This is a genomic window from Serratia sp. EC4, from assembly GCF_059652115.1.
Genome location: NZ_JBNIDE010000004.1, coordinates 485912 through 499562, shown reverse-complemented (window position 1 = coordinate 499562; position 13651 = coordinate 485912). Strand labels below are relative to the sequence as shown.

Here is a 13651-nt window from a genome sequence, read left to right as displayed (position 1 = left end):
ACTGAACGAGTTGAAGGGAAATACCAATGGCAGCTAAAGACGTAAAATTCGGCAATGACGCTCGCGTGAAAATGCTCCGCGGCGTGAATGTTCTCGCTGATGCAGTAAAAGTGACCCTGGGCCCGAAAGGCCGCAACGTAGTGCTGGATAAATCTTTCGGCGCGCCGACCATCACCAAAGACGGCGTTTCCGTTGCGCGTGAAATCGAACTGGAAGACAAGTTCGAGAACATGGGCGCACAGATGGTGAAAGAAGTGGCCTCCAAAGCGAACGACGCGGCGGGCGACGGCACCACCACTGCAACCGTACTGGCTCAATCCATCATCACCGAAGGCCTGAAAGCGGTTGCTGCAGGCATGAACCCGATGGATCTGAAGCGCGGCATCGACAAAGCGGTTGTCGCTGCGGTTGAAGAACTGAAAAAACTGTCCGTGCCTTGCTCCGACTCCAAAGCTATCGCTCAGGTCGGCACCATCTCCGCCAACTCCGACGAAACCGTGGGTAAACTGATCGCGGAAGCGATGGAGAAAGTGGGCAAAGAAGGCGTTATCACCGTTGAAGAAGGCACCGGCCTGCAAGACGAGCTGGACGTGGTTGAAGGTATGCAGTTCGACCGCGGTTACCTGTCCCCATACTTCATCAACAAGCCGGAAACCGGTTCTGTTGAGCTGGAAAGCCCGTTCATCCTGCTGGCTGACAAGAAGATCTCCAACATCCGCGAAATGCTGCCGGTGCTGGAAGCCGTTGCCAAAGCAGGCAAACCGCTGCTGATCATCGCTGAAGACGTTGAAGGTGAAGCGCTGGCGACCCTGGTGGTCAACACCATGCGCGGCATCGTGAAAGTGGCTGCCGTTAAGGCGCCTGGCTTCGGCGACCGTCGTAAAGCCATGCTGCAGGACATCGCTACTCTGACTGCCGGTACCGTTATCTCTGAAGAGATCGGTCTGGAGCTGGAAAAAGCCACCCTGGAAGACCTGGGCCAGGCGAAACGCGTTGTCATCAACAAAGACACCACCATCATCATCGATGGCGTGGGCGACGAAGCGACCATCCAGGGCCGCGTTGCTCAGATCCGTCAGCAGATCGAAGAAGCGACCTCTGACTACGATCGTGAAAAACTGCAGGAGCGCGTAGCGAAACTGGCCGGCGGCGTTGCCGTTATCAAGGTTGGCGCAGCGACTGAAGTTGAAATGAAAGAGAAGAAAGCACGCGTTGAAGACGCCCTGCACGCGACCCGCGCTGCAGTGGAAGAAGGCGTGGTTGCCGGCGGTGGCGTCGCGCTGATCCGCGTTGCAGGCAAAATCGCCGCGCTGAAAGGCGACAACGAAGACCAGAACGTGGGTATCAAAGTTGCGCTGCGCGCGATGGAAGCCCCTCTGCGTCAGATCGTGGTCAACGCCGGTGAAGAAGCTTCCGTTATCGCCAACCAGGTGAAAGCGGGCGAAGGCAGCTACGGCTACAACGCTTACTCTGAAGAATACGGCGACATGATCGCGATGGGTATCCTGGATCCAACCAAAGTGACCCGTTCTGCTCTGCAGTACGCGGCTTCCGTGGCTGGCCTGATGATCACCACCGAATGCATGGTCACCGACCTGCCGAAGGCTGACGCACCGGATCTGGGCGCAGCAGGCGGCATGGGTGGCATGGGCGGTATGGGCGGCATGATGTAATCATCCCCCACACGCTTGTGTGCTGAGAACCCCGGTCAAGTGACCGGGGTTTTTTTATGCCTGAGCGCCGCCGCACTGTATTTGATGATATTTTTGCCGCCGGAGGCGATTTAACTGGTAAACTGGTAAGTCATCAGCTGTCGCTCAAGACGTTGGCCCGCTAGCCGTGGCAACGGATGCTTAAGAGATGGCATCGCTTTCTGATAAGCTTTTGCGTAATTCTCAACATCGAATGGGGAACAAGATGCGGATTAAAGCCTTACTGGGTCTTTCGGCAGCGATGCTGCTGGCGGGTTGCAGCACCACTCATGAACTGACCGCTGCGGGTCAGCAGATCAAGTTCACCGACAGCAAGCCGGCGGCGGAATGCCAGCTGCTGGGGGAAGTGACCGGCACCCAGAGCAACTGGCTGTCCGGCAACGGCGGTGAGGGCAGCTCCATGCGCGGTGCGGCCAACGATCTGCGCAACAAGGCGGCGGCGATGGGCGGCAACGTCATTTACGGCGCCAACAGCCCAAGCCAGAACCTGCTCTCCAGCTTCGCGCCGCTGGACAGCAAAATGGTCGGCCAGGTTTACAAGTGCCCGTAAGGCGCTGAGGCCAAACGCCGCACAGAGATAAAAAAAGAGGAATGCCACGGCATTCCTCTTTTCGTTCCATCGGGCCATGTGGCGCGCGTCATTCCTGCATCAGGCGCAGGTCGATCGGCGTTTTGCTCGGTTCGCCGCCCACTTCACGCGTCAGGCGCGGCACCAGATAACCGGACACCTTGCTCAGCAGCGCCTGCATGATGACGCGCGCTTCATCGTCGCTGACCATGAAGTGCGCCGCGCCCTGCACCTTGTCCAGCACGTGGATATAGTAGGGCAGGATGCCGGCGTCGAACAGCGCGTTGCTGAGCGCCGCCAGCGTGTCGGCATCGTCGTTGACGTCGCGCAGCAACACGCTTTGGTTGAGCAGCGTGACGCCGGCGAGGCGCAGCTGGGCCATGGCGCTCCGCAGCTCGCGGTCGATTTCGTTGGCGTGGTTGATGTGTGTGACCATCAGCACCTGCAGGCGCGAGGCTGACAGCAGACGGCACAGCGCCGGCGTAATGCGCGCCGGGATCACCACCGGCAGACGGGTGTGAATGCGCAGGCGTTTCAGGTGCGGGATGGCCTCCAGTTCGCCGACCAGCCACTCCAACTCGCTGTCTTTGGCCATCAGCGGGTCGCCGCCGGAAAAAATGATCTCGTCGAGTTCCGGGTGTTGGCGGATATAATCCAGCGCCTGCCGCCAGTTGTTCTTGTTGCCCTGATTATCCTGATAGGGGAAGTGGCGGCGGAAGCAGTAACGGCAGTTGACCGCACAGCCGCCTTTGACCAGCAGCAGCGCGCGATTGCGGTATTTGTGCAGCAGGCCCGGCACCACGCTGCGCTGCTCATCGAGCGGATCGGTGGTGAACCCTGGAGCGTTGATGAACTCTTCTCTGGCGGTCAGCACCTGGCGCAGCAGCGGGTCGTTGGCATCGCCGGGGCGCATGCGCGCAGCGAAGGCGCGCGGCACGCGCAGGGCAAACAGCCGGCGGGCATCGCGCCCCTGTGGCAGTTCCGGATGCGTATTCAGTGACAAAAGCTGCAGTAATTCATCGGGATCGGTAATAACATCGGCGAGTTGATGCAACCAATCTTCTCTATGTGCCGTACTTTGGGTTATAATGTGTGCCATTTTTTTGGCTAAGCTACCAGTTCAAATATTCAGAGGGCCATCATGGCGACTTATTCTAGCAACGATTTCCGTCCGGGTCTTAAAATCATGTTCGAGGGCGAACCTTACGCCGTCGAAGCCAGTGAGTTCGTTAAGCCGGGCAAAGGCCAGGCGTTTGCACGCGTGAAAATGCGTCGTCTGCTGACCGGCACCCGCGTGGAAAAAACCTTCAAGTCTACCGATTCTTGCGAAGGCGCAGACGTGATGGACACCAACATGAACTACCTGTACAGCGACGGTGAGTTCTACCACTTCATGCACCCTGAGTCTTTCGAACAGCATCAGGTTGACGGCAAAACCGTCGGTGACGCGGCCAAATGGCTGCAGGATAACGCAGAGTGCATCATCACCCTGTGGGATGGCCGTCCAATCGCCGTTCAGCCGCCGAACTTCATCGAAGCGGAAATCACCGATACCGATCCTGGCCTGAAAGGCGATACCGCAGGGACTGGCGGCAAGCCGGCGACCCTGAGCACCGGCGCCGTGGTGAAAGTGCCGTTGTTCGTCCAGATCGGCGAAGTGATCAAGGTTGACACTCGCTCTGGCGAATACGTCTCTCGCGTTAAATAAGTTTCAAAACAGAGGAACCCTGGCGGTTCCTCTGTTTTACCCCATCCCCGTTCGTTGGCAGAAAATCCGCATGTTCAAGAAAACGTTGTTGGCCGTGCTCTCCCTGTTGTTCCTTTTCTCCCTCAGCAGTTGCAATACGTTTCGCGGTTTCGGCGAAGACGTTCAGCATCTCGGCGGCGCCATTTCGCGCACGGCCAGCTGACCCGGCCCTTAACCCGATGTATTCGCGCCACAAAGCCGGTGGCGATTCCACTCTCTGCGCCAATTTTGACTACGCTTAGAAAGCCGTACTTTTTCATCAACGACAAATAAGGACTTTCTTATGCTGAAGAAAAGTATTATCGCGATCTTCTCTTTGATGATTTTGAGCTCGCTGACCGCCTGCAACACCACCCGCGGCGTGGGTGAAGACATTCAGGCCGGCGGCAAGGCTATTCAGCGCAGCGCGGAATAATCCGTTCTCCACCCGGCGGCGTTCCCGCTGCGGAGGGCCGCCGCATTTCCACCTCTTGCCTGCGCGTTAACGCTGCTGCTATCCTGCCGCAGTGCGGGTGAGGTTACCCGTCATGCATCACCTCGCTAAACGGGACGACCCGTTTACGCGTCATTTTATCGGGGACGACCCCAGTGGTAGGGAGGCCGTCTCATGGCCTGGATTATTCTGCTTATCGCCGGTTTGCTCGAAGTGGTTTGGGCTATCGGTCTGAAATACACCCACGGTTTTACCCGGTTGACGCCGAGCATCATCACCATCGCCGCAATGGTGGTCAGCATGTTGCTGTTGGCCAACGCCATGAAAACGCTGCCCGCCGGCACCGCCTATGCGGTGTGGACCGGCATCGGCGCGGTGGGCGCGGCCATCATGGGCATGGTGTTGTTGGGCGAATCGACCAATATTGCGCGCATCATCAGCCTGTGCCTGATCGTGGTCGGCATACTCGGGCTGAAGTTCAGCAGTCACTGATCGGCGGACTGCTGCACCCAGATCAGCGCATCGGTGGCGAAACCGTAGCCCTTGGCTGTCTGCAATAAACGGTCGCGCACGGCGGCGTCAAGCGTCGGCGTGCGCGACAGGATCCACAGATAGTCGCGGTTAGGGCCGCAAACCAGCGCGTAGCGATATTCCGGATCCAGGGCTATCACGTTGTAGCCGCCATAGAAGGGGCCGAAGAACGACACTTTCAGCGCCGCGACCTGCGGTGAACCGATAAAGTAGGCTTTGCCTTCGCTTTCTTGCCATTGCTGTTTTTGCGCATTGAAGCCGCGATTGATGACTTTCAGCCCGCCGTCGGCACGCGGGCCGTAATGGGCGGTCACCTGCTGCAAACCGCGTTCAAAACGATGATCCAGACGAGCGATCTCATACCAGGTGCCGAGATAGCGCTGGCTGTCGAAAGGGGTCACGACCTTGATGTCTTTAGGCGGGGAGACGCTGCAGGCGACGGAGAGCAGGGCGGAAAGCATGACGCTAAGCTTTGACCATAAACGCATCGGTGACTCCTGTTTACCGGGGGCGAGTAGACAGTGTAGCCGATGAGAAAAGGGCGGCCAACGGGCGTTGGCCGCCTGAGCGGTTTACAGCGTGACGACGCCGATGACGGTGACGACGCTGAGGATTGCCGCCAGACCGTAGAACACCCACTTGCCGGCCGGCACGTGGATCTTCAGATCGTGCATCGCATGGTGGATGCGGTGCAGGCCGCACCACAGCGGCAGAATGATCATCAGCAGCAGGAACAGACGGCCTATGAGGCTCTGGCAGAACGCCAGCACGCGCTCATAACCCAGCGCTTCACCGGGGAACAGCCCCAGCGGCAGCAGAATGCCGACCAGCAGCACGATGGCCGGCGCGACGATCGCGCCCCACATGCCGCCGGCGCCGAACAATCCCCAGAAAACCGGCTCGTCGGAGCGTTTAGGTGCTTGATTTATCATGATTCCTCCGGATTAGAACAGGGCCACGGCCAGGATGACCACGCTGACGACGATCGTGACGGCCCACAGCCCTTTCACGATGGGGCCCGGTCCCATTTTCTCGCTGTTGACCACGATATTGGCGGCCTTCGGCGCCAGATCGAACCAGGTTTTGGTGTGCAGCGCCGCCGCCAGCAGGGCGACGACGTTGATTAACAGCACCAGCGGGTTCTGCAAGAAGCCGACGAAGCCGGCCCAGCTCTCGGCGCCGCCCTTCAGCGCGAACACGCCGTAGAGCAGCACGATGCTGAACCAGACCGCCAGCACCGAGGTGCCTTCACGCAGCATGTAGAAACGGTAGAAGCCGAGCTTTTGCCACCAGGTGGGCGTCATGGTGCGCACATAGGGCTTACGTTGAGTTGTCATGGCAATTTTCTCCCTTATTGCGGCTTCAACATGGCGATCATGAAGTCTTTGGCGCTCTCCACCTTGCCTTGCTGGATAGCTGCGGCGGGATCGACGTGTTTCGGACAGACTTCGGAGCAATAGCCGACGAAGGTGCAGCTCCAGACGCCGTTTTGGCCGTTGAGCTGCGGCATGCGCTGTTTCTTGCCGTGGTCGCGGTTGTCCAGGTTATAGCGGTGCGCCAGCGTGATCGCCGCCGGGCCGATAAACTCGGGGTTGAGGCCGAACTGCGGGCACGCCGCGTAGCACAGGCCGCAGTTGATGCAGCCGGAGAACTGGTGGTACTTGGCCATCTGCGCCGGGGTCTGCACGTTCGGGCCATCCTCCGGTTTGCGATCGTTGCCGATGATGTACGGTTTGATCGCCTCCAGGCTTTCGATGAAGTGGGTCATGTCGACCACCAGATCGCGCTCGATCGGGAAGTTGCCCAGCGCTTCGACCTTCATGCCGCCGACGTAGTCGCGCAGGAAGGTTTTGCACGCCAACTTCGGCACGCGGTTGACCATCATGCCGCAGGAGCCGCAGATCGCCATGCGGCAAGACCAGCGGTAGGAGAGATCCGGCGCCAGGTTATCCTTGATATAGCCCAGCGCATCGAGCAGCGAGGTCTGTTCGTCGTAAGGCACGGCGTAAGTGACGAAATGCGGTTCGGCGTCGCTTTCCGGGTTATAGCGCATGACGTCGATCTTCAGGGTTTGCATCTCAGCCATTTGCCTGCTCCTTATTCTTTTTCTCCTGCGCTTCGGCTTCTGCGCCGTAGACGCGTTTGGCCGGCGGCAGCTTGGTGATTTTCACGTCGCTGTATTCGAGACGCGGCGCGCCCTGCGGGTTATGGAACGCCAGCGTATGCTTGAGGAAGTTGACGTCGTCACGCTCGGTGCAGCCTTCGTCCAGGCGCTGATGGGCGCCGCGCGACTCTTTGCGGTTAAACGCGGAGTGCGCCATACATTCGGCGACGTCCAGGCCGTAGCCCAGCTCGATGGTGTACAGCAGATCGGTATTGAACACGCTGGAGTTGTCGGTGATTTTGACGCGTTTGAAGCGCTCTTTCAGCTCGGCCAGCTTATCGATGGTTTTTTGCATCAGCTCCGGCGTGCGGTAGATGCCGCAGCCTTCTTCCATCGACAGCCCCATTTCGTCGCGGATCTTCGCCCAGTTTTCGTTGCCTTCCTGCTTCATCAGGTTGCTCAGGCGGGTTTCGACGTCGCGGGTTTGCGCATCCAGCGCGCTGCCGTTGGCCGGCGCGGTTTCCAGCGCGCGGCGCGCCGCGTGCTCACCGGCGACGCGGCCGAACACCACCAGTTCCGCCAGCGAGTTGGAGCCGAGGCGGTTGGCGCCGTGCAGGCCGACGGAGGAGCACTCGCCGACCGCGAACAGCCCCTTGATACGGGTTTCACAGTTCTGGTCGGTTTCAATGCCGCCCATGGTGTAGTGCGCGGTAGGGCGCACCGGGATCGGATCTTTTACCGGATCGACGCCGACGTAGGCCTTGGCCAGTTCGCAGATGAACGGCAGCCGCTCCAGCAGCTTTTTCTCGCCCAGGTGGCGCAGATCGAGGTAGACCACGTCGCCGCGCGGGGTAGCGATGGTGCGGCCGGCGCGCCATTCGTGCCAGAAAGCCTGCGACACCTTGTCGCGCGGGCCCAGCTCCATGTATTTGTTCTTCGGTTCGCCCAGCGGGGTTTCCGGGCCCATGCCGTAGTCTTGCAGGTAGCGGTAGCCATCCTTGTTCACCAGGATGCCGCCTTCGCCGCGGCAGCCCTCGGTCATCAGGATGCCGGAACCGGGCAGGCCGGTCGGGTGATACTGCACGAACTCCATGTCGCGCAGCGGTACGCCGTGGTGGAACGCCATGCCCATGCCATCCCCGGTCACAATGCCGCCGTTGGTATTGTAGCGGTAAACGCGCCCGGCGCCGCCGGTGGCCATCACCACCGCGTTGGCGCGGATCTGCACGCGGGTGCCTTCCATCATGTTGAGCGCCACCAGGCCGCGCGCCTGGCCGTCATCCACCAGGATATCCAGCACGAAGTGCTCGTCGAAGCGTTGAATTTGCGGGTATTTCAGCGAGGTCTGGAACAGGGTGTGCAGCATGTGGAAGCCGGTCTTGTCGGCGGCGAACCAGGTGCGTTCGATCTTCATGCCGCCGAAGCGCCGCACGTTGACTGAGCCGTCCGGTTTGCGGCTCCACGGGCAGCCCCACTGCTCGAGCTGGGTCATCTCGCGCGGGCACTGATGCACGAAGTGATCGACCACGTCCTGCTCGCACAGCCAGTCGCCGCCGGCGACGGTGTCGTGGAAGTGGTAGTCGAAGGTATCGTGATCCTGAGTGACGGCGGCGGAGCCTCCCTCGGCGGCAACCGTGTGGCTGCGCATCGGGTAGACCTTAGAGATCAGCGCGATTTTCAGTTGGGGATTGGCTTCCGCTGCGGCTATTGCTGCACGTAAACCAGCGCCCCCGGCCCCAATAATGGCAAGATCGGCGTTAAAGGTTTGCACTGCATTCCTCCAATGTTCTTGTTAAGAACGGCAAGTTAAATATCTATGCTTAAAATTTAGCGAACTCTTCGGGTGCTAACTAATTGAACCGATTAATGTTGCTTAAAGGTTAAGGATAGATATCTCCCACCAATAATGGGGAATTAACTATACCTAAAGTTAAGTAGTCGAAATTTGATGTGATCGATTGTTTTGTCGATTAACGCTTGCCCAACAGGCTTGCCTGCCTTTTCGCGTGTTCGGCGTGCTTTACCCTTTTTAACGCGCTTTTGCCGCCCATTTGTCGGAAATTGGCGTTCTGGCCGGTTGCGCATCGTGAAGAATTTGTTTGGCTGCAAGGATGCGAGTAGACTGCATCCCCTGTTTGATTTCGGAGTTAATTACCATGAGCGAAACGGCAAGCTGGCAGCCTAGTGCACCCATCGCCAATTTGTTGAAACGCGCAGCGATTCTGGCTGAGATCCGGCGTTTCTTCGCCGATCGTGGCGTGCTGGAGGTTGAGACGCCCACCATGAGCCAGGCGACGGTCACCGACGTTCACCTGTTCCCGTTCGAGACGCGTTTCGTCGGGCCGGGGGCGGCAGAGGGCCTGACGCTATACATGATGACCAGCCCGGAATATCACATGAAGCGCCTGCTGGCGGCGGGCAGCGGCCCGATCTACCAAATGGGGCGCAGCTTCCGCAATGAAGAAGCCGGGCGGCATCACAACCCGGAATTCACCATGCTGGAGTGGTACCGTCCGCACTACGACATGTACCGCCTGATGAATGAGGTGGACGATCTGCTGCAACAGGTGCTGGACTGCGAGAGCGCGGAGACCCTGTCCTATCAGCAGGCGTTCCTGCGCCATCTGGACATCGATCCGCTGTCGGCGGAGAAGGCGCAACTGCGTGAAGCGGCGGCCAAACTCGATCTGAGCAACATCGCCGATACCGAAGAAGATCGCGATACGCTGCTGCAGCTGCTGTTCACCGTGGGCGTGGAACCGCATATCGGCCGTGAAAAGCCGGCGTTCGTTTACCACTTCCCGGCCAGCCAGGCAGCGTTGGCGGAGATCAGCACCGAAGACCACCGCGTGGCGGAGCGCTTCGAGGTGTATTTCAAGGGCATTGAGCTGGCGAACGGTTTCCGCGAGCTGACTGACGGCCGTGAACAACAGCAGCGCTTCGAGCAGGACAACCGCAAACGCGCGGAGCGCGGCCTGCCGCAGCAGCCGATCGACTACCGCCTGTTGGCGGCATTGCAGCACGGCATGCCGGAATGTTCCGGCGTGGCGCTGGGCGTGGATCGTCTGGTGATGCTGGCGTTGGGCGCCGAGAGCCTGAGCGAAGTCTTAGCCTTCCCGGTCGGGATCGCCTGACGTTTCAGGCGGTGAGAAAAGCAAAAAGGGTCGGCATTTGCCGGCCCTTTTTTTATTGCGGGAAACGCTTACAGCCCCCCGGCGTCGCGTTTGGTGTTCGGCGCCGGCGTAGACGGAGGCGTGCGGCCGTTGTTGGTCAACCGCGACAGCGTCTCGGTGCGCACCTGGAACGGCGGGTACGGCAGCGTGATGCCGTGCTCGCGATAACCCGCCAGGATCAGCTGGTGGATCTCATGGCGCAGCGGCATGCGGTGGCCCATCTCGGCGGCGTAAATACGCATCTCGAAGATCTGGATGCCCTGCTGCAGATCGACCAGGTAAACCTCCGGCGCCGGGTTATCCAGCACCAGCGAGCAGCGCTCGGCGGCGTTCATCAGGATCTTGGTCACTTCTTCGCTGTTGGCTTCGCCCGGCGCCGGTACGGTCAGCACCACGCGGGTTAGGGTATCCGACAGCGACCAGTTGACGAACTGTTCGGTGATGAACGCTTTGTTCGGCACGATGATCTCTTTGCGATCCCAGTCCGAAATGGTGGTGGCGCGGGTGTTGATCTTGGTGACGGTGCCGGTCAGGTTGCGGATCGTCACGGTGTCGCCGATGCGGATCGGTTTCTCGAACAGGATGATCAGGCCGGAGATGAAGTTGGAGAAGATCTCCTGCATGCCGAAGCCCAACCCCAGACTGAGTGCGGTAACCACCCACTGCAGTTTTGACCATTCGATGCCGATCCAGGCGAAGCTGAGCACCGCGCCGAACAGCAGCAGCAAGTACTTGGTGATGGTGGTGATGGCGTAGCCGGTGCCCGGCGACAGATCCAGGTGCTGCAGCACCGCCAGCTCCAGCAGCGCCGGCAGGTTGCGCACCAGCTGCATGGTGATGATCAGCACCAGAATGGCGATCAGCACCGCGCCGAGGGTGATCGGATGGGCGGTCTCCACGCCGTTGACCGTCGAAGTCACGTCCCACAGCGAAATGTTTTCCAGGAAGGCGAACGCGGAGTGGATCTCGGACCACAGCACGATCACCGACACCAGCGCGATCAGCGTCAGGATCGATCGCACCAGCCGCAGCGACTGGGCGCTGATGGTATCCAGATCGAAGTCCGAATCGTCCGGATCGATGGCGCCTTCGGTGCTGTTCGGGGTGTGCGAGGTTTCGTCTTCGCCGCGGGCGCGCTGGGCCAGGATGTCGGCGCGGCGCTGTTTGGCGCGATCGAAAGCGATGCGCCGCCGTTGGATCAGCATCCAGCGGCGGATGATGTGGTAGATGACCAGCAGCAGGAACCAGATCGCCACCGAGGTTTCCAGGCGCGCCAACAGCGCCTGCGCGGTGGTGAGGTAACCGACGGTCGACGCCAGCGCCGCCAGCAGCGGCGCCGACAGCAACAGCCCCCAGAAGGCGCTGTTGAGCATGTTGTCGCCGGAGCCGTTTTTATCCAGATACAGCGGAATGCCGGCGCGTTTCAGGCTGTGGGTGACCAGCGCCAGCGCCAGACACAGCAGGATAAAGCACAGCCGCCCCAGGGTGTTGGCGAACTCGCGTTCTTTCAGGCTATCGAAGGTGATCAGCGCCATGATCAGCGGCACGATCAGCCAGATCGACATCTTGTAGTAGCGCATGGCGCGCGAAACCTGCTTCGCCGGCCAGCGGAAGTGCACGATGAACAGCCCCTGCGGGTGGGCGAAGGCGGCGCAGATCATGCAGATCCACAGGATCGGCAGCGTGGCGGTCACCCCTTTGCCGATCGCTTCCGCCACCGGGTAGTTCCAGGCGCTCTGCAGGCCATAACCGAGCGCGGCCCACAGCACCGGCAGCGGCATCGCCACCAGAATCGACCAGAACACGGTGCGCACCGTCAGGAAGAATTCGTCCTGCGTCACCTTGCCGACGCGGCTGCTGGCGCGCTCGAGGAAGGCGTGATAGTGCTTGCGCGAACTGATGCTGAAAATCACCAGCAGCAGGGCGCCGAAGATCGGGATCAGCGTTTCGCGGCTGGTCACCATCATCATGAAGGCGCCGCCGAGCTGCGACAGCGTGTCCAGCGACAGGACGCGGGTCAGATCGTGCGCCACGTTGAGCGGGTAGGAAAAGTTGATCGGATTAACGTCCGGCACCCAGAACAGATAGCGGTGGGTGGCGTCGCGGATCTCGTTCAACGCTTCGATCAGCTGGGTGTTGGCCACCTTCAGCTTGGTCAGCTCGAGGATTTGGGTGTCGCAACCGGACAGCAACGAGTTGAGCAGTTCGCGCTGGGTGCGCAGCTGGGCATCGACGATGCGCTGCTCCTGGTTGGTCAGCGCGCTGCCGTCGTCGCGCTTGAATTCGCGCTGCGACAGTTTTTCCAGCTGGTTTTCAAACTGCAGGCGCTGCACGCGCAGCTGGGCCATGTCGCCGTCCAGCTGTTGCGGCTTGGGCATTTCCGGCAGTGTCGCCACCTGGGCGCGCAGGGTTTCCCCCAGCGCCGACGACGAGCCGAGCCATTGGGCCTGTTCGATGATGGTGCTCAGCGCCTGGCGCACCTGCAGCGTCTGCGCCGCCGCCTGCCGCTGCTGCGACGAAATCAGATCCATGCGCTGCGCCTGGCTGTTCAGCGCGGCGGACAGTTCGCGGTTGATCTGCAGCTGTTGGCTGATGCTTCTTGGCAAATCGCCGTTCTGCTCGGCCAACTGCTCGGTTTTTTCCAGCGCCAGCTCCGCTTCGCGTTGGCGTTGGGCGTTGAGGTTGTTGCGCAGCGCCTGCAGCTGAACGTCTATTTTCTCGTGGCGCTTTTTATAGACCTCGGCGCGCATGCGCGCCAGCTCCTGACGGTTGTTGGCCGACAGCTGCGCCAGCTCCAGCTCGTCCACTTTGGCTTTGCGCGCCGCGGCTTCGGCCTGCAGCAGGGCCAGGGCGGCCTGCGCATACGGCGTGGTTGGGTTGGCGGGCTGCGCCTGCAGGCGGCGCTGCACTTCCGTCAGCGCACGGCGGGCGTCGGTCTGCTGCTGCGGCAACTGGCCGAGCGAATCGCTGATTTCCCGCGTGCGATCCTGCTCTTGCTGCAGCAGGCGCGCCTGTTCCAGCAGCAGGCTGCTGGTTTGCAGGATCTGCTGTTCCAGCTCGGCGGCCGGCAGATCGTCGCCGTTCGGCAGGATCTTGTTGCTTTCCAGCACCAACTGACGGCGCAGTTCCTGCGTCATCTTCGGGAAATCGTCGATCACTCTCTGATACTGCTCGGAGCGAGTCTGCGACTCTTTGCGCTCCGTCAGCCAGTTGAGGGCGCTTTGCAGCGCCTCGGTGGTTTCCGCCTGATTCGGCGCGTTTTTGCTGCTTTCCGCCTGCTTCAGCTCCTGTTTGAGCTGGGTCTCGGTCGGCACGGGGGCGGCCAGCGCCGGTTGCCACAGCAGGCAACCGAGCAAAAGCGTGATGAAAAGGCGCACGGCGTC

General features: G+C 60.5%; 14 protein-coding genes. 7 read left to right on the top strand and 7 right to left on the bottom strand.

All coding sequences use genetic code 11. The annotated features are described in order from the left end of the window. Positions 1 to 26 precede the first annotated feature (26 nt). Complete coding sequence (gene groL, locus ACP39K_RS15860) at positions 27 to 1673, top strand: chaperonin GroEL (protein WP_004929662.1); 1647 nt, start codon at positions 27 to 29, stop codon at positions 1671 to 1673. A 244-nt stretch (positions 1674 to 1917) separates the two neighbouring features. Then, entirely contained in the window at positions 1918 to 2262 is a 345-nt protein-coding gene (locus ACP39K_RS15855) for a DUF4156 domain-containing protein (RefSeq protein WP_025305007.1), read from the top strand. Positions 2263 to 2350: 88 nt separating this feature from the next. Here ACP39K_RS15855 and epmB read toward each other — a convergent pair whose 3' ends face one another. Continuing rightward, a complete protein-coding gene (gene epmB, locus ACP39K_RS15850; RefSeq protein WP_028127561.1) occupies positions 2351 to 3379 on the bottom strand; it encodes an EF-P beta-lysylation protein EpmB in 1029 nt (342 codons plus the stop codon). A 42-nt stretch (positions 3380 to 3421) separates the two neighbouring features. On the opposite strand from epmB, the gene efp reads away from it, so the two are divergent. The 4 genes from efp (at position 3422) to sugE (ending at position 4952) form a co-directional block, all read left to right on the top strand. Continuing rightward, entirely contained in the window at positions 3422 to 3988 is a 567-nt protein-coding gene (efp, locus tag ACP39K_RS15845; protein ID WP_004929666.1) for an elongation factor P, read from the top strand. A gap of 70 nt (positions 3989 to 4058) precedes the next feature. After that, entirely contained in the window at positions 4059 to 4190 is a 132-nt protein-coding gene (locus tag ACP39K_RS15840; protein WP_004929667.1) for an entericidin A/B family lipoprotein, read from the top strand. Positions 4191 to 4310: 120 nt separating this feature from the next. Further along, a complete protein-coding gene (locus tag ACP39K_RS15835) occupies positions 4311 to 4442 on the top strand; it encodes an entericidin A/B family lipoprotein (RefSeq protein WP_004929668.1) in 132 nt (43 codons plus the stop codon). A 192-nt stretch (positions 4443 to 4634) separates the two neighbouring features. After that, positions 4635 to 4952: a quaternary ammonium compound efflux SMR transporter SugE gene (sugE, locus tag ACP39K_RS15830; protein WP_004929669.1), complete on the top strand. Its 318-nt coding sequence runs from the start codon at positions 4635 to 4637 to the stop codon at positions 4950 to 4952. On the opposite strand, the gene blc is transcribed toward sugE, so the two are convergent. From blc to frdA, 5 genes are all read right to left on the bottom strand, one after another. Next, a complete protein-coding gene (blc, locus tag ACP39K_RS15825) occupies positions 4946 to 5479 on the bottom strand; it encodes an outer membrane lipoprotein Blc (protein WP_060444769.1) in 534 nt (177 codons plus the stop codon). The genes sugE and blc overlap by 7 nt on opposite strands. Positions 5480 to 5563: 84 nt before the next feature. Then, complete coding sequence (gene frdD, locus ACP39K_RS15820; protein ID WP_004929672.1) at positions 5564 to 5923, bottom strand: fumarate reductase subunit FrdD; 360 nt, start codon at positions 5921 to 5923, stop codon at positions 5564 to 5566. A gap of 12 nt (positions 5924 to 5935) precedes the next feature. Further along, positions 5936 to 6328 (bottom strand): fumarate reductase subunit FrdC, encoded by a 393-nt coding sequence (gene frdC, locus ACP39K_RS15815; protein WP_025305010.1) that lies wholly within the window; start codon positions 6326 to 6328, stop codon positions 5936 to 5938. A gap of 14 nt (positions 6329 to 6342) precedes the next feature. Next, complete coding sequence (locus tag ACP39K_RS15810; RefSeq protein ID WP_004929676.1) at positions 6343 to 7077, bottom strand: succinate dehydrogenase/fumarate reductase iron-sulfur subunit; 735 nt, start codon at positions 7075 to 7077, stop codon at positions 6343 to 6345. Beyond that, the gene (frdA, locus tag ACP39K_RS15805; protein WP_028127563.1) at positions 7070 to 8866 is read right to left on the bottom strand and encodes a fumarate reductase (quinol) flavoprotein subunit; all 1797 of its coding nucleotides are present in this window, start codon (positions 8864 to 8866) and stop codon (positions 7070 to 7072) included. Before frdA ends, ACP39K_RS15810 begins: the two co-directional genes overlap by 8 nt. Before the next feature lie 385 nt (positions 8867 to 9251). Here frdA and epmA point away from each other — a divergent pair, with 385 nt between their 5' ends. Next, positions 9252 to 10229: an elongation factor P--(R)-beta-lysine ligase gene (epmA, locus tag ACP39K_RS15800; protein ID WP_028127564.1), complete on the top strand. Its 978-nt coding sequence runs from the start codon at positions 9252 to 9254 to the stop codon at positions 10227 to 10229. 68 nt (positions 10230 to 10297) lie between these two features. Here the strand turns inward: epmA and mscM are convergent, their stop codons facing one another. Further along, positions 10298 to 13645 carry a miniconductance mechanosensitive channel MscM gene (mscM, locus tag ACP39K_RS15795; protein ID WP_033638925.1) on the bottom strand — a complete coding sequence of 1116 codons (3348 nt, stop codon included), beginning with the start codon at positions 13643 to 13645 and terminating at the stop codon, positions 10298 to 10300. Positions 13646 to 13651 lie beyond the last annotated feature (6 nt).

What these genes read in the sequence shown, in the direction of transcription:
- groL (WP_004929662.1), top strand. Translation starts at nt 27, where the DNA reads ATGGCAGCTAAAGACGTAAAATTCGGCAATGACGCTCGCGTGAAAATG.
- ACP39K_RS15855 (WP_025305007.1), top strand. Translation starts at nt 1,918, where the DNA reads ATGCGGATTAAAGCCTTACTGGGTCTTTCGGCAGCGATGCTGCTGGCG.
- epmB (WP_028127561.1), bottom strand. Translation starts at nt 3,379, where the DNA reads ATGGCACACATTATAACCCAAAGTACGGCACATAGAGAAGATTGGTTG.
- efp (WP_004929666.1), top strand. Translation starts at nt 3,422, where the DNA reads ATGGCGACTTATTCTAGCAACGATTTCCGTCCGGGTCTTAAAATCATG.
- ACP39K_RS15840 (WP_004929667.1), top strand. Translation starts at nt 4,059, where the DNA reads ATGTTCAAGAAAACGTTGTTGGCCGTGCTCTCCCTGTTGTTCCTTTTC.
- ACP39K_RS15835 (WP_004929668.1), top strand. Translation starts at nt 4,311, where the DNA reads ATGCTGAAGAAAAGTATTATCGCGATCTTCTCTTTGATGATTTTGAGC.
- sugE (WP_004929669.1), top strand. Translation starts at nt 4,635, where the DNA reads ATGGCCTGGATTATTCTGCTTATCGCCGGTTTGCTCGAAGTGGTTTGG.
- blc (WP_060444769.1), bottom strand. Translation starts at nt 5,479, where the DNA reads ATGCGTTTATGGTCAAAGCTTAGCGTCATGCTTTCCGCCCTGCTCTCC.
- frdD (WP_004929672.1), bottom strand. Translation starts at nt 5,923, where the DNA reads ATGATAAATCAAGCACCTAAACGCTCCGACGAGCCGGTTTTCTGGGGA.
- frdC (WP_025305010.1), bottom strand. Translation starts at nt 6,328, where the DNA reads ATGACAACTCAACGTAAGCCCTATGTGCGCACCATGACGCCCACCTGG.
- ACP39K_RS15810 (WP_004929676.1), bottom strand. Translation starts at nt 7,077, where the DNA reads ATGGCTGAGATGCAAACCCTGAAGATCGACGTCATGCGCTATAACCCG.
- epmA (WP_028127564.1), top strand. Translation starts at nt 9,252, where the DNA reads ATGAGCGAAACGGCAAGCTGGCAGCCTAGTGCACCCATCGCCAATTTG.